At 64.2% G+C, this 22,750-nt stretch carries 20 protein-coding genes; 4 read left to right on the forward strand and 16 right to left on the reverse strand.

All coding sequences use genetic code 11. From position 1 onward, the window contains the following. Nucleotides 1-5: 5 nt before the first annotated feature. Both ABIA90_RS31315 and ABIA90_RS31320 read left to right on the forward strand, forming a co-directional pair. A complete protein-coding gene (locus ABIA90_RS31315; RefSeq protein ID WP_354119201.1) occupies nt 6-2,033 on the forward strand; it encodes a S8 family serine peptidase in 2,028 nt (675 codons plus the stop codon). A gap of 191 nt (nt 2,034-2,224) precedes the next feature. Further along, on the forward strand, nt 2,225-2,965 hold the full coding sequence (locus ABIA90_RS31320) for a sulfate transporter family protein (protein WP_354119202.1): 741 nt from the start codon (nt 2,225-2,227) through the stop codon (nt 2,963-2,965). A 30-nt stretch (nt 2,966-2,995) separates the two neighbouring features. On the opposite strand, the gene ABIA90_RS31325 is transcribed toward ABIA90_RS31320, so the two are convergent. Genes ABIA90_RS31325 through nth form a run of 3 tightly spaced genes read right to left on the reverse strand, consistent with a single transcriptional unit; the run spans nt 2,996 to nt 6,577 of the window. Next, a complete protein-coding gene (locus ABIA90_RS31325) occupies nt 2,996-4,624 on the reverse strand; it encodes an MFS transporter (RefSeq protein WP_354119203.1) in 1,629 nt (542 codons plus the stop codon). Further along, nucleotides 4,611-5,753, reverse strand: a complete 1,143-nt coding sequence (locus ABIA90_RS31330) for an HlyD family secretion protein (RefSeq protein ID WP_354119204.1) — start codon at nt 5,751-5,753, stop codon at nt 4,611-4,613. Before ABIA90_RS31330 ends, ABIA90_RS31325 begins: the two co-directional genes overlap by 14 nt. 56 nt (nt 5,754-5,809) lie before the next feature. After that, nucleotides 5,810-6,577 (reverse strand): endonuclease III, encoded by a 768-nt coding sequence (gene nth, locus ABIA90_RS31335; RefSeq protein ID WP_354119205.1) that lies wholly within the window; start codon nt 6,575-6,577, stop codon nt 5,810-5,812. A gap of 22 nt (nt 6,578-6,599) precedes the next feature. Here nth and ABIA90_RS31340 point away from each other — a divergent pair, with 22 nt between their 5' ends. Both ABIA90_RS31340 and ABIA90_RS31345 read left to right on the forward strand, forming a co-directional pair. After that, nucleotides 6,600-7,133, forward strand: coding sequence for a DUF2244 domain-containing protein (locus ABIA90_RS31340; RefSeq protein ID WP_071908819.1), 534 nt, complete (start codon nt 6,600-6,602; stop codon nt 7,131-7,133). 55 nt (nt 7,134-7,188) lie between these two features. Further along, entirely contained in the window at nt 7,189-8,085 is an 897-nt protein-coding gene (locus tag ABIA90_RS31345) for a methylated-DNA--[protein]-cysteine S-methyltransferase (RefSeq protein ID WP_038932694.1), read from the forward strand. A gap of 123 nt (nt 8,086-8,208) precedes the next feature. Here ABIA90_RS31345 and ABIA90_RS31350 read toward each other — a convergent pair whose 3' ends face one another. The 13 genes from ABIA90_RS31350 to dnaK form a co-directional block, all read right to left on the reverse strand. After that, the gene (locus ABIA90_RS31350; protein WP_014490847.1) at nt 8,209-8,832 is read right to left on the reverse strand and encodes a 2,3-bisphosphoglycerate-dependent phosphoglycerate mutase; all 624 of its coding nucleotides are present in this window, start codon (nt 8,830-8,832) and stop codon (nt 8,209-8,211) included. Nucleotides 8,833-8,938: 106 nt separating this feature from the next. Continuing rightward, the gene (dapB, locus tag ABIA90_RS31355; protein WP_028148808.1) at nt 8,939-9,754 is read right to left on the reverse strand and encodes a 4-hydroxy-tetrahydrodipicolinate reductase; all 816 of its coding nucleotides are present in this window, start codon (nt 9,752-9,754) and stop codon (nt 8,939-8,941) included. A 103-nt stretch (nt 9,755-9,857) separates the two neighbouring features. After that, nucleotides 9,858-10,856 (reverse strand): M23 family metallopeptidase, encoded by a 999-nt coding sequence (locus ABIA90_RS31360; RefSeq protein WP_166347197.1) that lies wholly within the window; start codon nt 10,854-10,856, stop codon nt 9,858-9,860. A 29-nt stretch (nt 10,857-10,885) separates the two neighbouring features. After that, nucleotides 10,886-11,968 (reverse strand): helix-turn-helix transcriptional regulator, encoded by a 1,083-nt coding sequence (locus ABIA90_RS31365; protein ID WP_224580537.1) that lies wholly within the window; start codon nt 11,966-11,968, stop codon nt 10,886-10,888. Between the two features lie 178 nt (nt 11,969-12,146). After that, nucleotides 12,147-13,508 carry an HlyD family type I secretion periplasmic adaptor subunit gene (locus tag ABIA90_RS31370; protein ID WP_354119206.1) on the reverse strand — a complete coding sequence of 454 codons (1,362 nt, stop codon included), beginning with the start codon at nt 13,506-13,508 and terminating at the stop codon, nt 12,147-12,149. Then, nucleotides 13,505-15,220: a type I secretion system permease/ATPase gene (locus ABIA90_RS31375; protein WP_354119207.1), complete on the reverse strand. Its 1,716-nt coding sequence runs from the start codon at nt 15,218-15,220 to the stop codon at nt 13,505-13,507. Before ABIA90_RS31375 ends, ABIA90_RS31370 begins: the two co-directional genes overlap by 4 nt. Before the next feature lie 122 nt (nt 15,221-15,342). Continuing rightward, on the reverse strand, nt 15,343-16,644 hold the full coding sequence (locus ABIA90_RS31380) for a calcium-binding protein (RefSeq protein WP_247306365.1): 1,302 nt from the start codon (nt 16,642-16,644) through the stop codon (nt 15,343-15,345). A gap of 408 nt (nt 16,645-17,052) precedes the next feature. Beyond that, the gene (locus ABIA90_RS31385) at nt 17,053-17,355 is read right to left on the reverse strand and encodes a DUF1330 domain-containing protein (protein WP_063980243.1); all 303 of its coding nucleotides are present in this window, start codon (nt 17,353-17,355) and stop codon (nt 17,053-17,055) included. Between the two features lie 73 nt (nt 17,356-17,428). Next, a complete protein-coding gene (pyrF, locus tag ABIA90_RS31390; protein ID WP_354119208.1) occupies nt 17,429-18,142 on the reverse strand; it encodes an orotidine-5'-phosphate decarboxylase in 714 nt (237 codons plus the stop codon). 6 nt (nt 18,143-18,148) lie between these two features. After that, entirely contained in the window at nt 18,149-18,727 is a 579-nt protein-coding gene (locus ABIA90_RS31395) for an NADPH-dependent FMN reductase (protein ID WP_354119209.1), read from the reverse strand. Between the two features lie 57 nt (nt 18,728-18,784). Beyond that, the gene (locus ABIA90_RS31400) at nt 18,785-19,384 is read right to left on the reverse strand and encodes a class I SAM-dependent methyltransferase (protein WP_028148799.1); all 600 of its coding nucleotides are present in this window, start codon (nt 19,382-19,384) and stop codon (nt 18,785-18,787) included. 88 nt (nt 19,385-19,472) lie between these two features. After that, on the reverse strand, nt 19,473-20,600 hold the full coding sequence (gene dnaJ / locus ABIA90_RS31405; protein ID WP_063980245.1) for a molecular chaperone DnaJ: 1,128 nt from the start codon (nt 20,598-20,600) through the stop codon (nt 19,473-19,475). Nucleotides 20,601-20,845: 245 nt separating this feature from the next. After that, nucleotides 20,846-22,747, reverse strand: a complete 1,902-nt coding sequence (gene dnaK, locus ABIA90_RS31410; protein WP_028148797.1) for a molecular chaperone DnaK — start codon at nt 22,745-22,747, stop codon at nt 20,846-20,848. Nucleotides 22,748-22,750 lie beyond the last annotated feature (3 nt).

Consider the following 22,750-nt stretch of genomic DNA (forward strand, 5'->3'; position numbering starts at 1 on the left):
CGGCCATGGCGCAGATCACGATCAACGGCATCACGATCGATCCTTCGGCTCCGCACGCGGAACGCGCCGCGCTGTCGCTGGATCATGCGAATGCGAAGGAATCCGACTACATCATCGTGCAGACCAACCAGCCGCTCAACGCCGAGCGCAGAGGGCAGCTCGCCAAGGCCGGCGCCGAGATCCTGGAAGCCGTCCCGGGCAGCGCCGTCATCTGTCACTTTCCGGCAGCCGGGCTCGACAAGGTGCGGAAACTGCCGTTCGTGACATGGGCAGACCTCTACCCGGGCATCGTGAAGATCGCGCCGGCACTGCGCAACCTTGACACCCAACCGGGAGGCGTCGCCGCGGCGCGCGCGCTTGCGGCAAAGCCGGCGGCGCTCGACCGCACCAGCGTGACCGTCGACGTCATGCTCCACCGCAATGTCGGCGTGAAGGCCGCCGCGAAGAAGATCGCGGAAGCGGCGCATGTGCAGCTCGACGACGTCGTCCCTGGTACGACCAAGGTACGCGTGACGCTGAAAATGCGCCGTCTTGCCGACGTCGCGGCGCTCGACGAGGTGCGCAGCGTCGAGAAGGTCTTTCCACGCAAGCTGCTCAACAACATCGCGCGCGGCATTCTTCGCGTTCCCGCGGCGGCGCCGAGCAATGGCGGCGAAGGCGCGGGAGAGATCATCGCGATCGCCGATACCGGTTTCGACAAGGGATCGACCACGAACACCCACCCGGCCTTCAAGGGGCGCGTCAAGAAGCTCTATGCGCTCGGCCGGCCCGGGCGCAAAGACGATCCTGATGGTCACGGCACCCATGTCGCGGGTTCTGCCCTCGGCGACGGCGTATCGAAAAGCGACGGCCCGATCCGCGGCACGGCTCCCGGCGCCAAGCTGGTTCTGCAATCCGTGCTAGACAGCGGCGGCAACCTCGGCGGCCTGCCCGACAGCCTCGATGCGCTGTTCGGTCCGCCCTACAAGACCGACAAGGCGCGAATCCATTCCAACTCCTGGGGCAGCGTCGGAAATTTCGGCGTGTATGACTCGCAGGCCAACGAACTCGACACGTTCGTCTACGCGCACCGCGACATGCTGATCTGCTTCGCCGCCGGAAATGAGGGCAGCGACAAGGATGGCAATGGCCAGGTCGACCCCAACTCCGTGACGCCGCCGGGGACGGCCAAGAACTGCCTCACCATCGGCGCCTGCGAGAACAATCGTCCCAACGAGGCCATGACCTACGGAGAGGCCTGGCCACGCGATTTTCCTGCCATTCCCATCAACCCCGATCCCGTCGCCAACAATCCCGAAGGCATGGTGGCGTTCAGCAGCCGGGGACCCACCAACGACGATCGCATCAAGCCCGACGTCGTGGCGCCAGGATCTTTCATCCTGTCAACGCGCTCCCGCGTCACGAAATCGAAGGGATGGAAGCTCTCGAAGGACCCGCTCTACATGTTCGAAGGCGGTACCAGCATGGCCACGCCGCTGGTGGCCGGATGCGTCGCGGTGGTCCGGTCGTTCCTGAGGAAGAGCCACGGGCTGAAGTCGCCGAGCGCCGCACTGCTGAAGGCACTCATCATCAACGGAGCTCGTAGCATTGCTGGCCAATACATTCCCTCGGAGGCGGGCTCTGTCGCAAACAACAGTCAGGGTTTCGGCCGAGTCGACGTCCAGGCCGTGGTCGGCCCCCTTGCTGCGAAGGAAGCCTTGCAGTTCTTCGACGAGAAGAAGAAGCTCGACGCAGGCGAACGCGAAGACCGCACGGTCACGATACCGGCGGGAAGCAGCCGCCTGAAGGTCACGCTGGTCTGGACCGATCCGCCCGGCGAAGGCCTGCAAAGCGACCTCGATCTCGTCGTGGTGGCCAACAAGCAGGAACGCCATGGCAACATGTCGGCCGGCTCGAAGGACTTCGACCGCAGGAACAATGTCGAGCAGGTCATCTTCGAGAACCTGCCGGCCGGCGAAGCGGTGATATCGGTCATCGCTCATTCCATCGCCGTCGCGCCGCAGAACTATGCCCTCGTCATCAGGGTGAGCTAGAGCGTCTTCAAGCGAAGTGGCTGCCGGCTCGCGCGAAGAAAACGCGTCAAAACAAGCGCCTTGAGCTTCCGTTCTGATTCACTCAGAACCCAAGCTCCAGGCGCGGCAATCTGTCCCGGAAAGCTCGACCTCTTGTCGAACCTTCCGCGCATGTCTACCTCTCGCGGGTGGTTTTGCTGAGAGGTACTCCGATGCTGGATGCCGCCGTGAAGGCGCTGTCGCAATTGATCTCGCCGCCGATGCGCTCGATCCTGTGGCGATCGATCGGGCTTGCACTGGTGCTGATCATCGTGCTGGCGATCGGCTTGCAGCGGCTGCTGAGCTGGTTTGCGACCTATGGCGAGGTCTGGCTGGAAGGCCTGCTCGGGCCGAGCTGGCATTCCTCGCTCGAGGTCCTCGCCTGGATCGTCTCGATCACGGCGGGCCTCGGCGTCGTGTTCGGCGGCGTGTTCCTGATGCCTGCGATCACCTCGCTGGTGGCGAGCCTGTTCGTCGACGACGTCGCCGACATCGTCGAGCGCGAGCACTATCCCGCCGAGCGGCCGGGCGCTGCGCTGCCGTTCAGCCAGGCGATCTACGAGGGCGTCAGGACCGCGCTGCTGACGATCGTGGTGTATCTGGTCGCTTTGCCACTGGTCCTGTTCGCCGGTGCCGGATTCCTGATCTTCTTCGTCGCCGCCGCCTGGCTGCTCGGGCGCGAATATTTCGAGCTCGCCGCGATGCGCTTCCGCTCGCCGGAGGAAGCCAAGGCGATGCGGCGCGACAACGCCGCGACCATCTTCACCGCCGGCCTATTCATTGCGGCCTTCGTCTCGATCCCGATCGTGAATCTGGCGACGCCGATCTTCGGCATGGCGTTCATGGTCCACATGCACAAGCGCCTGTCAGGACCGCGGCCCGAGCTGATCGAGCCGGCGCGGCAGATGCGGTGAGGCCTCTCAGCTCACCTCTCAGTTCACTTCTCAGTTCACTTGCACCCCGCATTTGCGCAGCAGCATCTTGGCGAAACCGAACGGCGCCGGCGTGAACGGGCCCGGTGGCGCCCGGGTGATCAGTGCGACGACGCCGAGCGCGACCATCGCGAGCCAGAAGCACAACCAGAAGCCGTCGATATAGGCGAGCACATTGGCCTCGCGCTGCACGAGGCCTGCGAGCGTGCCGACCGCGCGCGCCTGCGCCATGCCGGTACCATGCGCCGCGAAGTAATCGGCGAGCTGCTTGAGCCTACCCACCACGTCGGCATCGCCGACCACAAGGTTCTGGCCGAGATAGAAGGAATGGACTTGCTCGCGCACGCGCAGCCAGGTTCCCATCAGCGCGATGCCGATCTCCGCGCCGCCGAGCCGCATGATCTGGATGTAGGCGGCAAAGGAGGTGGCGCGGCTCGGATCGGCGTTCGACAGCAGCGTGATGATGATCGGCAGCAGGAGCAGCGACTGCCCGATCGCCTGGAGCAGCACGATGCCGACAAAATCCTCGCGCGCCCAGACATGGCTGAGCTGCGTGCCCCAGAGATTGGCCGCGGCAAAGCAGGCAAAACCCAGCACCACGACGAGCCGCGTATCGAAATGCCGCAGCAGCCAGATCGAGATCGGCACCAGCACGAACATCGGCAGCGCGCCATAGGTGAGCAGCAGCATCCCGCTCTGCTCCGGCCGGAGCAGAACGACATTGCCGAGGAAATTCGGCACCAGCGACGAGTTGGAGAGGCTGGTCAGCGTGTAGAGCAGGATCAAGATCAGCCCCAACCCGACATTGCGCGAGAACAGCACGTTGACATGCGCCCAGGGCTGTCGCACCAGCGACTCGTTGACGAGGAAGCCTGCGAACAGCACCACACCGCTGACGAGCAGCGCCATCACCGTCCCCGAGCCGAGCCAGTCCAGGCGATTGCCCTGGTCGAGGCCGGCATAGATCATCGAGACCGCGGCGCCGAGCAGCAGCATGCCGCCCCAATCGGCCTCGCGCAGCAGCGTGCGGTTCACCGGCTCGCTCGGCGTGCCCAGATAAACCATCAGACCCATCAGCGGCGCGACCACGACGCCCTGCCAATACATCCATTGCCAGCCGAGATGGTCGACATAGAAGCCGACCAGGGAGCTCGACGTATCCAGCGCAAAGCCGACCCGGATCGAATAGAGCGAGATCGCCGGCACCCACCATCGGATCGGCAGGTTTCGTAGCACGATCATGAGCGTCGCAGGCACGAAGGTGCCGAGCAGCAGGCCATGCACAACGCTGAGCGCGAGCAGCGTCGGATAATCGTGCACGAAGGGAATGATCAGCGACACCACGGCGTAGACGAGGCTCGGGATGCCGAGCACGCGGCGCAGGCCGAACACCGTCGCGAGCCACGCCACCGCCGGCGCAATCAGGATCTGCGAGCCGATGCCGGCGGTCGAAAGCCAGGCGCCCTCGTCGAACGAGAGCGAGAACGCACCGCGCAGGTCCGGCAGGCCGACCGTGGTCAGCCGGCTGTCGAAATTGGCGAGGAACGAGCCGAGCAGCACCGCCGCCACGGCAAACAAGGGCTGTGGCGCGATGCCGCCGCGCGAGAGAGGCCCGCGACCGGCATCGTCATTTTCCGCCATTCGCGGCCTTCGTGTCGATGCTGGTGACGACCGACATGCCCGGCACCAGCCGCGCCAGCAGCGGCTGGTTGTCGTCGAACTGGATGCGCACGGGAATGCGCTGCACGACCTTGGTGAAATTGCCGGTCGCATTGTCCGGCGGCAGCAGGGCCACTTGCGCGCCGGTCGCGGGCGCAATGCGCTCGACCTTGCCGCGCAGCTTCTCGCGCGGGAAGCCATCGACAGTGATCTCGACCGGCTGGCCCGGTGCGACATGAGTGAGCTGGGTTTCCTTGTAATTCGCGATCACATAGACCTTCGGCAGCGGCACCACGTTGATGAGGTTGGTGCCGATGTTGACGTAGTCGCCGGGCAGCACCTGGCGCTCGCCGACGACGCCGTCGAACGGCGCGGTGATCCTGGTATAGCCGAGCTTCAGCTTCGCGCTCGCCAGCGTCGCCTTGGCCGCCGCGACATCGGCGGCGCGCTGCTTCTTGGTGCCCTGCAGAACTTCGAGTTGATGCTGCTGCGCGGCGATGACGGCGCGACTGGCACGCACGTCGGCCTGCGCCTTTGCATAGCCCGCGACGGCCTGTTCCAGCCGCTGCCGCGTGCCGGCCTCCGTCTGCGTCAGCGACTTCTGCCGATCCTGCTCCTGCCGGGCCTCGACTTCCAACGCTTCCGCGGACAGCTGCGCGGCCTGCGCCTGCGCGATGGTCGCATATTGCAGCTCGACCTGGTTGCTCAGATTGTCGAGCACGGCCTGCGCGGCGGCGACAGCGGCCTCGGACTGCGCGACCTGGGCCTGGTAGTCGGCGGGATCGATCTGGATCAGGAGATCGCCGGCCTTGACGCGCTGGAAGTCGCTCACCCCGACGGTCAGCACTTCGCCGGAGACACGGCTTGCAAGCCGCGTCAGGTCGGCGCGCACATAGGCGTCGTTGGTGGTCTGGACCACGGCGTTGCCGACCCATTCGTCGAAGCGGAGCGTCGCCAGTGCCACGAAGGCGAGCGCGACGATCACGGCGAACAGGGGGATCGCGAGCCGGCCCCAGAGCGAGCTCGCCGGCCGCTGCGTCGGCTTCGGCGGCGGAGCCGGTGCCGCGGCCGGCGGTGGCGGTGGCGACGAGACTTGTTCCTGCTGACTCACGACATGCCCCCAAACCCGGCTTGCTTCACATCGCCCCCCGAAACGACGGTGCCACCTCAAACCGTCTTCTCCGGCCATCGGCAGAGATCGTTGATCAGGCAAACCTCGCAGCGCGGCTTGCGCGCGAGGCAAGTATAGCGGCCGTGCAGAATCAGCCAATGATGGGCGTGCAGCATGAACTCGGCCGGGATCACCTTTTCGAGACCAAGCTCAACTTCGAGTGGCGTCTTGCCGGGCGCGAGCCCGGTGCGGTTGCCGACGCGGAAGACATGCGTGTCGACCGCCATGGTGTGCTCGCCGAAGGCCATGTTGAGCACGACATTTGCGGTCTTGCGCCCGGCGCCGGGCAGCGACTCGATCTCGGCTCGCGTGCGCGGCACCTCGCCGCCGAAATCGCTGAGCACTTTTGCCGAGAGCGCAATGACGTTCTTCGCCTTGGTGCGATAAAGGCCGATGGTCTTGATGTATTCGCGCAAGCGTTCTTCGCCGAGGTCGAGCATCTTCTGCGGCGTGTCGGCGATCTCGAACAATGCGCGCGTCGCCTTGTTGACCCCGGCATCGGTGGCCTGCGCCGACAGCACCACCGCGACCAGCAGCGTGAACGGATTGACGTGCTCGAGCTCGCCCTTCGGCTCCGGATTGGCCTTGCGGAAACGGCTGAAGACTTCGTGGATCTCGGCCGGCGTCCAAGGTCTGGTAGAATTGGGTCTTGTGGCCTCGAGCGATTTCCTGGCGGGAGCCTTCGGCTTCGCAACTATCGCCTTTGCCTTTTTCTTCGGCACGGACGCTTTGCGCGGGGCCGGCTTGCGGGTGATTTTCGCCATGATCCGGATATACTGAGGGACGATGAGCACAGGCAACGAAATTGAGCGCGGGCGATCTGAAAGCGAGACGGACCCTCAGATCTTCTCCGCGCTCCTGACGCCGCACCGCTCGCTGAACCGCACCGGCTTCCTCGCCGTGATGCTGTTCCTGAGCGTGGTGAGCTTTGCCACCGGCCTCGCCTTCCTGATGATGGGTGCGTGGCCGGTGTTCGGCTTCTTCGGCCTCGACGTGCTGGTGATCTGGTGGGCCTTCAAGGCCAATTTCCGCACCGCGCGGGCGCGCGAGGAGATTTCGGTCACGACGTCCGAGCTGCGGGTGCGGCGCGTCAGTCATCGCGGCCAGGTCGCCGAATGGACGTTCAATCCGCTCTGGGTCCGCCTCGACATGGAGGTCGACGAGGATTTTGGCATCGAGCATCTCTATCTGATCTCGCGCGGCCACCAGATCCAGATCGCCCGCTTCCTCGGCCCGGACGAAAAGGCAAGTTTTTACAAAGGCTTGGTTCAGGCCCTGAACGCTGCCAAGCGCGGCCCGACCTACAACCCGGTCTCCTGAGTCCGGATCGGAAATCGGGTGGTTTCGGCCCGGCGCCGCGCCTACATTTCCACCCATGATGACACTCGCCATAAATGACCAGCGCCTGGCCAAGCCGGGCTCCCAGAACGCCGCGTTGCGCGATTACGATTCCGTGCGCCGGGCGATCGCGTTCATCTCGGAGAACTGGCGCACCCAGCCGGCCATCGAAGCGATGGCGGATGCGGCGGGCGTCACGCCGGATGAGCTGCACCACCTGTTCCGTCGCTGGGCCTCGATCACGCCGAAGGCGTTCATGCAGGCGCTGACGCTCGATCACGCCAAGGGTCTCCTGCGAGATTCTGCGAGCATTCTCGATGCCGCGCTCGACTCGGGTCTTTCAGGACCGGGCCGACTGCACGATCTGTTCGTCACCCACGAAGCGATGTCGCCCGGCGAATGGAAGAACGGCGGCGCGGGCCTGACGCTGCGCTACGGCTTCCATCCCTCGCCGTTCGGCACGGCGATCGTGATCGCCACCGACCGCGGCCTGTCAGGCCTTGCGTTCGCCGATCCCGGTGAGGAGAAGGTCGCGCTCGCCGACATGACGCGGCGATGGCGCAACGCAACTTACGTCGAGGATCACGAAGGCACCGCGCCGCTCGCACAGCGCATCTTCGACACCAAGCTGTGGCGGCCGGACCAGCCGTTGCGCGTGGTGATGATCGGCACCGATTTCGAGGTACGGGTGTGGGAGACGCTGCTGAAGATCCCGATGGGTCGCGCGGTGTCCTATTCCGACATCGCCTGCAACATCAACAGCCCGAAGGCCTCGCGCGCGGTCGGCGCCGCCGTCGGCAAGAACCCGGTCTCGTTCGTCGTGCCCTGCCACCGCGCGCTCGGCAAAAGCGGCACGCTCACCGGTTATCACTGGGGCATCACCCGCAAGCAGGCGATGCTGGGCTGGGAAGCCGGGCAGCTGGGGATGCAGTAGGCCCCGCTTCCGTAGGGTGGGCAAAGGCGCATAGCGCCGTGCCCACCATTCTTCCGCGATCGCTGACACATGGTGGGCACGCTACGCTTTGCCCACCCTACGACTCCGCGCTTGTGGCGAAGCTCAGCCCGCCAGATCCAGCTTCGACGCCACCGTCGAATCCGCGTTGAGCCGGTAGATGATCGGCACACCGGTCGCGAGCTCGCGCTTCAAAATGCCTTCGGGCGAGAGCTTTTCCAGCACCATGATCAGCGCGCGCAGCGAGTTGCCGTGGGCGGCGACCAGCGTGCGCTTGCCGTTGAGCACGCCGGGCAGGATCTCCTGCACGTAATAGGGCAGCGCGCGCGCCAGCGTATCCTTCAGGCTTTCGCCGCCGGGCGGCGGCACATCGTAGGAGCGGCGCCAGATCAGCACCTGGTCCTCGCCCCACTTCTTACGGGCGTCGTCCTTGTTGAGGCCGGAGAGATCGCCATAGTCGCGCTCGTTCAGCGCGAGGTCTTTGGAGGTCGGCAGGCCCTTCTGGTCGAGCTCGCCGAGAATGAGATCGAGCGTGTGCTGCGCGCGCGTCAAGACCGAAGTGTAGGCGACGTCGAACACGAGGCCCTGTGCCTTCAGCTTGCGGCCGGCTTCCGTGGCTTCCTTCACGCCGAGCTCGGTGAGATCAGGATCCTTCCAGCCCGTGAACAGGTTCTTCAGATTCCACTCGCTCTGACCGTGGCGCACGAGCACGAGGAGACGTTCGCTCATTGACTGCTTTCCATTCAGGTTATTGTTGAGGAATGATCTTGGCGGAAAGCCGCTTCACATCTTGCGCTAACGCGGCCCTTCGGGTCCGGTTCATGCTCCGGCTCGCTCAGATGTCTGCGAGACCGAGCACGTCGGCCATGGAGTAGTGCCCCGGCTTCTTGCCATGCGCCCACAGCGCCGCCTTGAGCGCGCCGTGTGCGAACAGCATGCGGTCTTCGGCGAGATGCGACAGCGTCAGGCGTTCGAACGGACCGAGGAAGGTCACGCTGTGCTCGCCGGCGACGGTGCCGCCGCGCAAGGAGGCAAAGCCGATGTCGCCCGGCTTGCGCGCGCCGGTGATGCCGTCGCGGCCGCGATCCGAATGCTCATCGAGCGAGATGCCGCGGCCGGCGGCAGCGGCCTGGCCCAGCATCAGCGCAGTGCCCGAGGGCGCATCGATCTTCATGCGGTGGTGGGTTTCCACGACCTCGATATCGAAGCTCTCGTCGAGTGCCTTGGCGACGCGCTTGACCACCGCGGCGAGCAGATTGACGCCCAGGCTCATATTGCCCGACTGCACCACGACCGCGCGGTTGGTGACGCTCTTGATCACGGCGTTGTCGGAGGCCGACAGTCCGGTGGTGCCGATGACGTGCACGATGCCGCGCTCGGCCGCGATCGCGACATTGGCGATGGTCGCCGCCGGCACGGTGAAATCCAGGATGCCGTCGGCATCTTTCGACATCGCCCAGAGGTCGGCCGAGAGTTTGACGCCGTTGGCAGGCAGGCCCGCGAGCACGCCGGCATCCTTGCCGAGCAGCTCCGAGCCGGGCGCCTCCAGGGCTCCCGCCAGCACCGCGCCTTCGGTGTCGGCAATGGCTCGTGCCAGCGCCCGGCCCATCCGGCCGCCTGCCCCGGCAACAATCAAACGCATATCGGACATGGTTCACCCTCTCCACGCCCTATAGCGGGAGCGGGCCGTTCCGGCAACCGATCAGACCTTCAAAAGGCCCTTGGCGCGGGTCTCCCCGCGCACAGACGCAACGCTAGAGCATGAGCTCCAGGTCTTTCCTGAGCACGATCTGGCCATCGCGCTCGACAACATAAGTGGCCTTGTAGGAGCCGCGTTCCCACCCCCCGGGAGGCCGCTTCTTCCCCGCAAAGAGCATGAATTGCGCCTTGTTGGCCTGAAGTGGTGCAGACCGATTTTCCGCGATGACGTTGTCGAGGGGATCCTTGATGACCAGCCATTGCGCATCGCCCGCCTTCAGCCCGATAGCCCGCACGAACGCGACGATCGCCATCGAACTGGCGGACGGCATTTGGCTCTCGGCACTACCGTCCTCGATGAGTTCCATCGTGACCGGCCCCGTCGTAAAGCCCGCATTGAGGATGGCTCGTTCCTGGTACTCGAGTTTCGGGCGGAGGGCAGCAAGCCAGAGCGATTGACCGCCCTCGCAAGACTCGGGACGAACGCCGTACGCAAAGGGATCGACGACCGCGCCATTGTGCCTCACGGTGAAATGCAGGTGAGGATACTCCGTGAGGCCGGAGAGCCCGACACGGCCGATCGGCTGTCCGAGCTCGACCTTGTCTCCAGGCTTGACCAACACACTGCCGGCGGCGAGGTGGCAGTACTGGGTTTCCCACTGCTCCGGATGTTCGATGACGACGCCATTTCCACATTCGGCCTCGCGCACCGCTTCGCGTCCCGATTTTGTGAAAGCGCCGTCCGGCGCGTCATTGCGTGTACGAAGAACGCGACCGCCTGCCGCCGCGCGCACGTTCACGCCGGCCTTTTGCACTGCCTGTGAGGGCAAACGAAAATCGGTGCCGTTGTGGTCGTCATAAGTCAGCGTGCCGCATTTGTAATCTCGCGCCGACCGCGACGGATCGAGATCCGTGTAATTCTGGATGTAACAGGTACGGCCAGGCTCGCAGGCAATCGGCAGCGCCAATTGAATGCTCTGGGCATGAGCCGGGAAGCCGGCCCCGGCCAATGCCAGGGCAGCGAACATCCGGTAGAGAAAACCTGCGCAGCTCATGCGCCTCGACATCGCGGAGAACCCCGTACTCAGTCAGGCGAATGCTTGCCAGCCGTCCGCAATCTCATCGGACCCTCTTCGTCCAATCGACCCTCGGAGGCCGGCCGGCTCACCCAGTTCTCGCGCCTGCCAGCGCCAAAAGGCGATTGGGTGAGATGATACAGAAGAAAGAACTCCGACTGTCGGTTGATCCCCAGTTTGAGCATGATCCTCTTGGTGTAGGTTCGCACCGTTGCCTCGGTCAGCCCAAGCTCGGCTCCAATATCGCGAGGGCACTGGAATTGAAGAATCCGGGCGACGATTCTTTCCTCAGCCCAGTTCAAGCCGAAGGCAGATGCGATGCAGTGCGCGCCCTGCACGTCATCGAATTGCGGCACGACGATGAGGGCCTGTCCCAGCTTGTCATGCGTTGGAACAGCGCCGATCTTGGCGAAGGCGAATTGCTGACGATCCGTCGAAAGCGGTACCGTAGTGTTGAACCATCCATGAGTCCCGCTCTCGATGAGCACTTTCCCGATTGCCCCCCGCAAGCTCTCGGTCACGGAAGCGCATGAGCCAGCAAGCCTGCCTCCTTCCATCCTGAGCAACTCGCGCTTGGCAAGCAGCACGCGTCCACCACGATTGACTGCGTAAATGTGCAGGCCCTGGTCCACGACGATGGCGGGAAAGGTCAGCTCTTCGAGCCAGAGTTGCGCATCGACCTGCCCCGGCGCTTGCCGGGCAAGTGAATGAGCAGCCTTCCATAACGGGCGCACGGTATGCGCCAAGCCGGGAATCTCCGATGCCGCGAGCGCGGCCGGTCGCCATCCGGCCACGAACACGACCGTGGTTCGCTCATCGGAAGCAAACCTGCCAATGACTGAATGACTCTTTACCGGGGGTTCCGCGCCGATCAACTTGCGGACGAAGGAGGTCCGGGAATTGATCGGCTCGAGCGAGGCGACGTCCTCGGCCGTGCCCTTGCGCGCAAATCGCTCAACCATCGCCGCGCATGACGGATCGGCAGGAGCATCTCCGATCCTGGCTTCTTCCAGCCCGGAGGCGGATAGCATGGCTACGTAGCAGCTCCGGCAGCCGAGCAATTCCGCCATGGCCTTCGCGAAATATTCCATTGCGGCCTGTTGCGGGCGTGGCTCCGGACAAGACCCAGACGGACCGCATCCGTCATTGCCTTGCTTCGAGGCGCGCTCGACGCAATCGGAACGAAAATCATCCTGTGCGGAAGGTAGTGCCTTACTGCACTCATGCACGGTCGCCTCCCTCATAGGCCGGCCCACCCCTTACCAGCGCTTAATTCTCCCTGAACGCACGGTTGATCCGTAACGTCATCGGCTGCAAAAGATATTCCGCAAAGGTTCGTTCCCCCGTCTCGACAAATATCTCGACAGGCATTCCAGGCATCAATGTGGAGATGTAGGAGGCCGTCGGCGCGTTGGGGTCGAGCTCAACCTCGGCCAAATAGGAGCTGTCGCCGGAATGGGTGTCGGTCAGTGCGTCTGCCGCAACGCCGACCACCCTTCCCTCGAGCATCGGCCGGCGGCGAATGTTCAGCGCGTGAACCCGCACCCGCGCCATCTGTCCGACATAGACCTCTTCCCGATCGGCAGGCTTCAATGTCGCCTCGATGACAAGCCGATCTTGCATCGGAACGATTTCCAAAAGGGTTTCCCGAGGTCCAAGCACGGCATTGAGGTCCCTGCTGTTGAGGCCGACGATCCTTCCACTTTCCGGGGCACGCAATTCAGACCGGACAAGCTGGGCACGCAACGCGGCAATTCGATGTCTGAGGTCGCCGATCTCCTCGCTCGTCGCATGCCGTTGCTTGGCGATATCCTGATTTTGGTTGAACCCCAGTTGCCTGCGTCTGTCCTGCAACTCCGCGATCTTGCCCTGCATCTCCGAGATTGACGCGGCATTGCGATCGACCTGTCCGGTGGCCTCGGCTTCGGCGCGTTGCAAGGCCAGCAAACGTGGTTTCCGGGCGAGGCCCTTTGCGAGGAGATAACTCGTGTCGGCGATCTCTTCCCGCAACAGCTTGAGTTGCTGTTCAAGTCCTTGGGTGTTGCTCTGCAGGCCGCGGATGGTGTCCGCGTTTTGCAGCATCTGCTGATCGATCACCTTGCGCTCGTTCTCAATCGCGGCCAGTCGCGCGGCAAATTCGGCCTCCTGGGTTTGAATGGCGATACGTGCGGAGAGACGCGTCGCACTTTCCCGCAATTCGTCCGGAAACCGGATTGACTTCGCGCCGTCCTGCTCCGCCGTCAGCCGGGCCTCCATCGCCAGATCAGCAAAGAACTTCGTTTCGAGGGAACCAAGGCTCCCTTCGATCTGCGCGGTGTCGAGCCGTGCAATGAGTTGACCGGCTTCGACGTGATCGTTCTCCCGGACATAGATCGATTTGATGATTCCGCCTTCCAGATGTTGCACAGCCTTGCGCTTCGAATGGACCTTGATGAATCCTGGTGCCACGACAGCGCCGCGGAGCGGAACCGTGGTTGCCCACAAGCCGAAGCCGCAAAATTGCAGGACGAGCAATACACAGCCCCATGCGATGATCCGTCGCATGTCGGATCGCGGTTGCTCCGTCGGCCAGGTCTTCGACGGACCTGCAACAGGCGCGGACATCGCGGAGGCATGACCGGTCTGCGTCATGGAATGACCCTCCTGCCTGGCAACCTCTGAGGTTCGACATTGCGCGGGAGCCCTGGCGAACCCGGTACCGGTGCCGGCCGCTGGGCGCGAAGAACATCATATGGCGGTCCGAAGGCGACCTGGTTGCCGTCCCTCAACAGCAGCACGGCATCGGCGATGGTCAACAGCCGCGGCCGGTGGGTGACGATCACCGACGCCGCGCCGCGCGCTTTGGCCGATTGAATGGCGGAGCACAACGCTTCTTCGCCGTCCGGGTCGAGATTGGCATTGGGCTCATCCAGCAGGATCAATTTGCGATCGCCGAAGAAGGCGCGTGCAAGACCAATGCGCTGACGCTGGCCACCGGATAGCCTGCAGCCGTCGCGGCCGATCTCGGTCTGGTAGCCGGCCGGAAGGGACAGGATCATCTCATGCGCCTGCGCGAGCATGGCCGCGGCGACGATGGCCTCGTCCCGTGCGTATTCATCAAACCCGGCAATGGCTTCGGCCACCGTTCCTTCCAGGAGCTGCACGTCCTGGGGGAGATAGCCGACGAATTGCCCAAGCTGGTCGGGATCCCAGGTATGGAGTGCTGCGTGGTCCAACCGGATCGTACCGCTGGTCGGCCGCTCGAGGCCTGCCATCAAGCGCAGCAATGTGGATTTTCCGGCGCCGGTCGGTCCGATCACGACGACAAGCTCGGACGGCCGGCATTGAAAGGATGTGCCCGCGAGGATGGGACGCTGCGTCCCGCCAATCCGGAATGTCACCCGCTCGACCTGGAGGATGCCGGCTGGCGGCGGAAGCAACGTCTTCCGCGGACGCGCAAGCACCGGCAACGCGGCGTTGCAGACTTGCGTCCAGGCGTCCTGCGCAGATGCCAGCGCGCGCCACGCCGAGACCAATCCTTCCATGGGCTGCAACGTGCGCGCTATCAGGATCGAGCTCGCGATCAGACTGCCGGACAGCACCTCGTTCTGGAGCACGAGCCAGGCACCGCAGCCGATCGCGGCAATCTGCAGGATGGTCCTGACCATTCGCGCGGCGGCGCTAATCGTGTAGATGCGTTCGCTGGCCCGCACCACCGGAGACAGGGCTTCGTCATTGAGGCTCATGAACGCGCGGATGGCGCCCCGGGTCCAGCCCATCGCCCGCACCACGCTGGAGTGCCGGACGATTCCATCGAGCAACGCCTGCGTCTTCAACGCGGCCTGCGAAGCCTGCGCAATTTCGCCGCGCGCGATCCAGTGGCTTGCAACACCCATCGCCAGCAGGACCCCCACCCCGATCAGGGCTATGACGCCATACCAGGGGTGCAGGAAGAACAGGATGAGAATAAACACCGGGAGGAACGGAGCATCTATCAGCGATGTGACCGTTCCGCTCGACAGGAAAGTTCTCAACTCGCGAAGCTTGACCAGATCGTGCTGCCGGCCGTCGCCCGGCGCCGCGCCGGTGATGCTGCCTTCAAGGATGATCGGAGCGAGGCAGTGCTCGAACCCAACCGCGAACCGGCTCAACAGGCGGTTACGAAACGTGTCGAAGGCGGCGCTGAAGGCGAGAGCGCCGACGGCGATGACGGTCAGGCCGACAAGCGTCTCGACGCTTCCGCTGCTGAGCACGCGGTCGAACACTTCGATGGAATAGAAAGGTACGACCAGCAGCAGCAGGTTTACGGACACGCTGAAACAGACGATCCACACCAATGCGAATCGTCCCGGAATCAAGGCCACCAGCAATCTCTGACCAGATGCTGGGATCACACCACGGTTACGCGAATACATAACTTGCCGGCACTATCACTGACTGAAATGAGGGCGGGGCGGCCTGACAGCCGCCCCGCTACTAGTCGGCGCTAGACAACGTCAACGGCCGTATAACCGGCGGCAGTGTTGATTTCGGCGATCGACTCGAACGGTGTCGCGCCGCCCGTGATGCCATCGAGCTGGATGGCGCCGAAGCCGAAATCCAGCACGGTGTTGGTGCCGTCGTCGTCCACTACCACTGTAGCCGGGTCAAAGCCTGGGGGAGCGTCGACAACAACGGCATCGCCATCGGCAAAGCTGAGATCGGTGACTTCATCGTTGCCGAAGTTCGTAGCTGTGTTGTCGCCGAAATTGTGCGTATCGGTACCAGCACCGCCCGTCAGCACATCATCGCCGAGTCCACCGTTGAGGACGTCGGCGCCATTGCCGCCGGACAACTCGTCATCGCCGTTACCGCCGTTCAGGGTGTCATTGCCGGCGCCGCCCGACAGGATGTCAGCCCCAGCTCCGCCGTTCAGGACATCGGTGCCGTCGCCGCCATCGAGCGTGTCATCTCCGGCGTCGCCGTCGAGCGTGTCGTTGCCGGTTCCGCCGCTCATTTCGTCATCACCGGCGCCGCCGCTCATGGCATCGTTGCCCGCGCCGCCGGCCATCTCGTCGTCTCCGGCATCGCCGAACATCGTATCGTTACCGGCGCCGCCGTCCATGATGTCGTCGCCCGCGTCGCCGTGCATGGTGTCGTTGCCATCGCCACCGTCGAGTGTATCGGCGCCCAAACCGCCGTTCAGGATGTCATCACCGGTACCGCCGTTCAACAGGTCATTGCCAAGTCCGCCGTTCAGCGTGTCGTTGCCGGCATCGCCATTCAGAGTGTCATCTCCGAATCCACCGTTGAGTAGGTCGTTACCGGCGCCGCCATTCAAGACGTCATCGCCGGCGTCGCCGCTCAACGTATCGTCGCCGGCGTCGCCCCACAGGGTGTCGGCACCCGCGCCGCCATGAATGTCATCATTGCCGTCGCCGCCGTGGATGCCGTCGTCGCCGGCGTCACCAAAGAGCTGATCAGCGCCGGTTCCGCCATCGATGGTGTCGTTACCTTGGTCGCCGTGGATGATGTCGGCGCCGGCATTTCCGTTCAGCGTGTCGTCGCCCGCGCCGCCGTTGATCGTGTCGTCGCCGGCGCCACCGGTGATCGTATCGATACCGGCATTTCCATCAAGGATGTCGTTGCCGGCACCGCCATCGATGGAATCATTGCCCGCGCCGCCGCTTACGTCATCATTGCCGTCCAGGCCAGTAATGGTGTCGTTGCCTTGAAGGCCAAAGATCTGATCGTCTACATTCGTGCCAGGCAACACATCGTCGCCTGCTGTTCCGATGATCAGTGCCATGATCTTCACTCCCTTTGCATGGAAATGCGCGATGCGGGTCGCCTCGCGGCCCGTCACGGACGTCGCAGATTTCGGGTTGGCTTGATGCCCATCACCGATCGATGTGGGCTCCGATCAAGCAACCTTGGATGAAAGGAGAGCGATCCAGCAATCCCCATTTGGGGACAAAAGAATACGGCAAGCTGGTGGACCCAATGACGGCCACGGTCTTCGTCTCAGGCGCGAACGACCCTCAGGCGTTCAAGCGAATGAGTCCGTCAAGGTGATGCAAGATGATGTCGGCGTGAGTGCGAGCGGAGATGTCTACGACGCTCTCCCGATCGCGTGCGATGATCGTACGCGCGTACTGTCCGCGAGAGCCGGTGATGCTCGCGTCAATCAGGAATCGGCTCTCGCGACGATCCGTCTTCAGGGCTGCGGGCCGTCATAGCCCTCGATGATGATGAGGTCGGCGATGGAGTGCGGCTGGCGCACCTTGATGTTGGCTTGGTATTCCGGCGAGTTGTAGCAGGCGATCGCGGTCTCGTAGTCGGGAAATTCGATCACGACGTTGCGCGAGCGGCTGGCGCCTTCGACGGTGGTGAACTTGCCGGCGCGAACGACGAAGCGGCCACCCCATTTCTTGAAGATCGGACCGTTGGCGACAGCATAGGGCTTGTAGCCCTCGTCACTGCTCACATCCACCCGCCCGATCCAGTAGCCCTTTGCCATTGTTCTTCTCCCTGTTTGTTGATGTCTATCTAAGCATGATCCGACCGGAAAACCGCTGCACGCTTTTTCCGGATCATGCGCTGAGCGCCTGCGCGATTTCGGCCTGGATGGCTTCCGCGATCGCCTTGGGGTCGGTGGCTTCAACCACCGGCCGTCCGACGACGAGATAATCGGCGCCCGCGGCAATTGCGCGGCCGGGCGTCATGATGCGCTTCTGGTCGCCGCTCGCAGAACCCGCCGGCCGGATGCCAGGCGTGACGAGATGCATCTGGTGGCCGACGATCTTGCGCAAAGCGCCGACCTCCTCGGGCGATGACACCAGCCCGTCGACGCCGAGCACCTGCGCCTGCTGCGCGCGCGCTTCGACCAGCTCGGCGACGCTGAGCCGATAGCCGGCCGCGTGGAGATCGTCGTCGTTGTAGGACGTCAGCACCGTGACGGCGAGAATCTTCAGGCTCGCGCTGCCGCGGCCTTCGACCGCGCCCTTCATGGTCTGCGGATAGGCGTGCACAGTGAGGAAAGTCGCGCCCAGCCTGGCCACGCTCTCCACACCACGCGTGACGGTGTTGCCGATGTCGTGCATCTTGAGATCGGCGAACACCTTCTTGCCCTTGTCGGCGAGCTTGCCGATCAGCGGCAGGCCGCCGGCATAAGCGAGCTGATAGCCGATCTTGTAGAAGGTGACGCTGTCGCCGAGCCTTGCGATCATCGCCTCCGCGGCGTCAACGCTGGGCAGGTCGAGCGCTACGATCAGGCGGTCCTTCGGGGCGATCTCGGCTGGCGTCATGTCACCTCACATCATGCGTTGGGAAATGTCGATCAATTGCCGCGCCAGCTCCTTCAACGCGGCGATGTCGCCCTCGTTTTTCAGCCTGTCCATATCGTCATAGGCCTGGTCGGCAAAGGCGAGCGTGAGCTGGCTGGCAATCACATTGGCGTGGCAGGAGGTCAGGATCAGCCGCAATGCCTGGAGCGCACGGGCCGCACCGAGCCGGCTCTGCGATGCGCCGGCGAGCGCGAAGGCGCGGTTGCGAAACACGTCGCCGCGCGTCTCGTGCAGCTCATGTACGCGGCTGATCCAGTCGATCGCGTTCTTGAGCAGCGGCGGCACCGAGGCGTTGTATTCGGGCGAAACGATCAGCACGCCATGATGCGCGCCGATCATGCGCTTGAGATTGATCGCGTGCTTGGGCACGCCGGACTTGGCCTGGAGATCGCCGTCGTAGATCGGCAGCGGAAAATCGGCGAGCGAGATGCGGGTGACGTCGACACCGGCCTGGGCGAATTCATAGGCGGCGACCGCCGCCAGCTTCGCATTGTGCGAGCCGGTGCGCAGCGAGCCGGGAATGATCAGGATTTTGGGTGCGGGCATCCGCTTCCATGCATTCGGCGAAACGAGTCCGCCGCGCAAAGGGGAATGCCGGCGGAATTAGTCCTTGCGATACACCCAGACGCGGGCCGGCGGAAGGTTCATCCAGATCCGTTCCGAGGCCTCTGTGGACACGCCGGGCAGCGATTTCGGGATCGGCGGCACCACCGCATAGGTGAACTGCACGAAGGGCGCGCCCGGGGTCAGCGCCGCGAAGGCGTCGCGGACCAGCCGGAGCCGCGTCAGCATCGGCTTTGTCACGAGCGGCAGGCCGGAGACGACGGCGGAGGCCGGCGCGCTGAGCACGTTCCAGAGCGTGTCGCGCAGGCGATAGGCATCGCCCTGCACCACCTTGGCTTGCGGATAGCGGTCGCGCAGCAAGGCGCAGAAGCCGGGATTGTATTCGACGAGGACGAGGCGCTTCTGGTCGACGCCGCGCTCGACCAGGGCCGAGGTGATGGCGCCGGTGCCGGGCCCGAGCTCGACCACGGGTGCGTCCGAATTGACGTCGACGTAATGCGCCATGGTCCGGGCGAGCAGCTTGCCCGAAGGCATCACTGCACCCATGTGCAGCGGCTTTTCGATCCACGACCTTAGAAAGCGCACCTCGTCGTCGAGACGGGGCTTCTTCAACGCACGCGCGGACGATGGCAATGGCATGTCGGGACCGGACGGGACCGCGGGACCGCGGCGTGTCAGAAAATGGTCATAAACAGGTATAGGCCGAAGGCGATACGGTCAAGACGAGTCAGGTTGCCCGATTACTGAATAGATCCTTGACCTTGGCGAAGAAGCCGACCGATTCCGGCTGGGTATTGCCGGAGGAGAGCTTTTCGAATTCCGCCAGCAATTCCTGCTGCTTCTTAGTGAGATTCTGCGGGGTCTCGACGGCGACCTGGACGTACATGTCGCCCATCTGACGCGAGCGCAGCACCGGCATGCCTTTTGATGCAATGCGGAATCGGCGGCCCGACTGGGTTCCGGCCGGCACCTTCACCTTGGTTTTGCCGCTGTCGATGGTCGGCACCTCGAATTCGCCGCCGAGGGCGGCCGTTACCATCGAGATCGGCACCCGGCAGTGCAAATCGGCGCCGTCGCGCTGGAAGAGCTGGTGCTGGGCCAGCGACAGGAAGATGTAGAGGTCGCCGGGCGGGCCGCCGCGAACCCCGGCCTCGCCTTCGCCCGCGAGCCTGATCCGGGTGCCGTCCTCGACCCCCGGGGGAATGTTGACCGAAAGCGTCCGCTCGCGGGTGACCCGACCCTGGCCGGAGCAGGACGGGCAGGCATCCTCGATCATCTGGCCGCGGCCCTGGCAGCTCGGACAGGTGCGCTCCAGCGTGAAGAAGCCCTGCGACTGCCGCACGCGGCCGGCGCCGCCGCAGCTCGAGCAGGTCTTCGGCTTGGTGCCGGCCTTGGCGCCGATGCCCGAGCAGGCCTCGCAGGTGACCGAGACCGGAATCTCGATCTGCGCGGTCTTGCCGCCAAAGGCTTCCTCGAGCGTGATTTCCATGTTGTAGCGCAGGTCGGCGCCACGCTCGCGGCCGCCACGGCCGCGCTGCCCGGCCATGCCGAACAGGTCTTCGAAGATGTCGGAGAAGGAGGAGGCGAAGCCCGCGCCGAAACCGGCGCCGCCGCCGCCCTGCTCGAAGGCCGCATGGCCGAAGCGGTCATAGGCCGCGCGCTTGTCCTTGTCCTTGAGGACCTCGTAGGCCTCGTTGATTTCCTTGAACTTGACTTCGCTGGTGTCGTCCCCGGGGTTGCGGTCCGGGTGGAATTTCATCGCAAGCTTGCGGAAGGACGATTTCAGGACGGAATCGTCGGCAGTGCGTTCGACTTCGAGCGTTTCGTAATAGCAGCGCTTGGTGGACGTGGACATGTTGAACTCGGTCTATCCAATCGCGATTCAAGTCGGAGCGGAACAACGTCGCCAGGAGACGATATAGGCAGCCCTTTGCTTCGCGGCAGAGGGCGGCACGGCGACGTTCATCATAACGGCTGGGAATTGATCGATCGTAACGGGGACACGCCCCGCCGAGCCCGACACGACGGCCTCCCCCGTGAGGGGGGAGGCCGGTAGCGCGTGTGGGGTCCAAGCCGTCCGCATCATCACCCTCTTGGGGATCAGGCGGACTTCTTGTTGTTCTTGTCGTCGTCGACTTCGGTGAATTCCGCGTCGACGACGTCGTCCTTGGCCGCATCCTTCTTGGCGTCGGCCTCGGCCTGCTGCTTGTACATGGCCTCGCCGAGCTTCATCGAAGCCTGGGCCAGCGTCTGGGTCTTGGCCTTGATCGCCTCGGCATCGTCGCCCTTCAGCGCTTCCTTGAGGTCGCTGACGGCATCCTCGATGGCGCGGCGCTCGGGCTCGGCGACCTTCGAACCGTGCTCGGCCAGGGCCTTCTCGGTGGAGTGCACCAGGCCATCCGCCTCGTTCTTGGCGGTGACGGCCTCGCGGCGCTTCTTGTCCGCCTCGGCGTTGGCCTCGGCGTCCTTGACCATCTTCTCGATGTCGGCTTCCGACAGGCCGCCGGAGGCCTGGATGCGGATCTGCTGCTCCTTGGCCGTGGCCTTGTCCTTGGCCGAGACGTTGACGATGCCGTTGGCGTCGATGTCGAAGGTCACCTCGATCTGCGGCATGCCGCGCGGAGCCGGCGGAATGCCCATCAGATCGAACTGGCCGAGCATCTTGTTGTCGGCCGCCATTTCACGCTCGCCCTGGAAGACGCGGATGGTGACCGCGTTCTGGTTGTCCTCGGCGGTCGAGAACACCTGGCTCTTCTTGGTCGGGATCGTGGTGTTGCGGTCGATGATGCGGGTGAACACGCCGCCCAGCGTCTCGATGCCCAGCGACAGCGGGGTCACGTCGAGCAGCAGCACGTCCTTGACGTCGCCCTGGAGCACGCCGGCCTGGATCGCGGCACCGATCGCCACGACTTCGTCCGGGTTGACGCCCTTGTGCGGCTCCTTGCCGAACAGCTGCTTCACGACTTCCTGGACCTTCGGCATGCGCGACATGCCGCCGACCAGAACGACTTCGCCGATCTCACCGGCGGTGACGCCGGCGTCCTTCAGCGCCTTGCGGCAGGGCTCGACCGTCTTCTGGACGAGGTCGTCGACCAGCGCCTCGAACTTGGCGCGGGTGAGCTTCATCGTCAGATGCTTGGGGCCGGTCTGGTCCGCGGTGATGAAGGGCAGGTTGATCTCGGTCTGCGTCGTCGACGACAGCTCGATCTTGGCCTTTTCAGCGGCTTCCTTCAGGCGCTGCAACGCGAGCTTGTCGTTGCGCAGGTTGATCCCCTGCTCCTTCTGGAACTCGTCGGCCAGATAACCCACGAGGCGCATGTCGAAGTCTTCGCCGCCGAGGAAGGTGTCGCCGTTGGTCGACTTCACCTCGAACACGCCGTCGCCGATTTCGAGAATGGAGATATCGAACGTGCCACCGCCGAGATCGTACACGGCGATCGTGCCGGTCTTGGTCTTGTCCAGACCATAGGCGAGCGCGGCCGCGGTCGGCTCGTTGATGATGCGCAGCACTTCAAGGCCCGCGATCTTGCCGGCGTCCTTGGTCGCCTGGCGCTGGGCGTCGTTGAAGTAAGCGGGAACGGTGATGACGGCCTGGTCGACCTTCTGGCCGAGATGGGCTTCCGCGGTCTCCTTCATCTTCTGCAGGATGAAGGCAGACACCTGCGAGGGCGAGTAGGTCTGGCCGTCGGCCTCGACCCAGGCGTCGCCGTTGGAAGCCTTCACGATCTTGTACGGAACGAGCTTCTTGTCCTTCTCGACCATCGGGTCGTCGTAGCGGCGGCCGATGAGGCGCTTCACTGCGAAGAACGTACGCTCGGGATTTGTAACGGCCTGGCGCTTGGCAGGCTGGCCGACGAGGCGCTCACCGTCGTCCGTCACGGCGACGATCGAAGGCGTCGTGCGCATGCCTTCGGAATTCTCGATGACTTTGGCGTTCTTGCCATCCATCACGGCGACGCACGAATTCGTGGTGCCGAGGTCGATCCCAATGACCTTTCCCATGGT

It is taken from the genome of Bradyrhizobium sp. LA6.8, from assembly GCF_040547935.1.
Classification (GTDB): domain Bacteria; phylum Pseudomonadota; class Alphaproteobacteria; order Rhizobiales; family Xanthobacteraceae; genus Bradyrhizobium; species Bradyrhizobium barranii.

Excerpts from the sequence above, each read along its gene's own strand:
- ABIA90_RS31315 (WP_354119201.1), top strand. The coding sequence starts at position 6 with ATGGCGCAGATCACGATCAACGGCATCACGATCGATCCTTCGGCTCCG.
- ABIA90_RS31320 (WP_354119202.1), top strand. The coding sequence starts at position 2,225 with ATGCTGGATGCCGCCGTGAAGGCGCTGTCGCAATTGATCTCGCCGCCG.
- ABIA90_RS31325 (WP_354119203.1), bottom strand. The coding sequence starts at position 4,624 with ATGGCGGAAAATGACGATGCCGGTCGCGGGCCTCTCTCGCGCGGCGGC.
- nth (WP_354119205.1), bottom strand. The coding sequence starts at position 6,577 with ATGGCGAAAATCACCCGCAAGCCGGCCCCGCGCAAAGCGTCCGTGCCG.
- ABIA90_RS31340 (WP_071908819.1), top strand. The coding sequence starts at position 6,600 with ATGAGCACAGGCAACGAAATTGAGCGCGGGCGATCTGAAAGCGAGACG.
- ABIA90_RS31345 (WP_038932694.1), top strand. The coding sequence starts at position 7,189 with ATGATGACACTCGCCATAAATGACCAGCGCCTGGCCAAGCCGGGCTCC.
- ABIA90_RS31350 (WP_014490847.1), bottom strand. The coding sequence starts at position 8,832 with ATGAGCGAACGTCTCCTCGTGCTCGTGCGCCACGGTCAGAGCGAGTGG.
- dapB (WP_028148808.1), bottom strand. The coding sequence starts at position 9,754 with ATGTCCGATATGCGTTTGATTGTTGCCGGGGCAGGCGGCCGGATGGGC.
- ABIA90_RS31360 (WP_166347197.1), bottom strand. The coding sequence starts at position 10,856 with ATGAGCTGCGCAGGTTTTCTCTACCGGATGTTCGCTGCCCTGGCATTG.
- ABIA90_RS31365 (WP_224580537.1), bottom strand. The coding sequence starts at position 11,968 with ATGGAATATTTCGCGAAGGCCATGGCGGAATTGCTCGGCTGCCGGAGC.
- ABIA90_RS31370 (WP_354119206.1), bottom strand. The coding sequence starts at position 13,508 with ATGACGCAGACCGGTCATGCCTCCGCGATGTCCGCGCCTGTTGCAGGT.
- ABIA90_RS31380 (WP_247306365.1), bottom strand. The coding sequence starts at position 16,644 with ATGGCACTGATCATCGGAACAGCAGGCGACGATGTGTTGCCTGGCACG.
- ABIA90_RS31385 (WP_063980243.1), bottom strand. The coding sequence starts at position 17,355 with ATGGCAAAGGGCTACTGGATCGGGCGGGTGGATGTGAGCAGTGACGAG.
- pyrF (WP_354119208.1), bottom strand. The coding sequence starts at position 18,142 with ATGACGCCAGCCGAGATCGCCCCGAAGGACCGCCTGATCGTAGCGCTC.
- ABIA90_RS31395 (WP_354119209.1), bottom strand. The coding sequence starts at position 18,727 with ATGCCCGCACCCAAAATCCTGATCATTCCCGGCTCGCTGCGCACCGGC.
- ABIA90_RS31400 (WP_028148799.1), bottom strand. The coding sequence starts at position 19,384 with ATGCCATTGCCATCGTCCGCGCGTGCGTTGAAGAAGCCCCGTCTCGAC.
- dnaJ (WP_063980245.1), bottom strand. The coding sequence starts at position 20,600 with ATGTCCACGTCCACCAAGCGCTGCTATTACGAAACGCTCGAAGTCGAA.
- dnaK (WP_028148797.1), bottom strand. The coding sequence starts at position 22,747 with ATGGGAAAGGTCATTGGGATCGACCTCGGCACCACGAATTCGTGCGTC.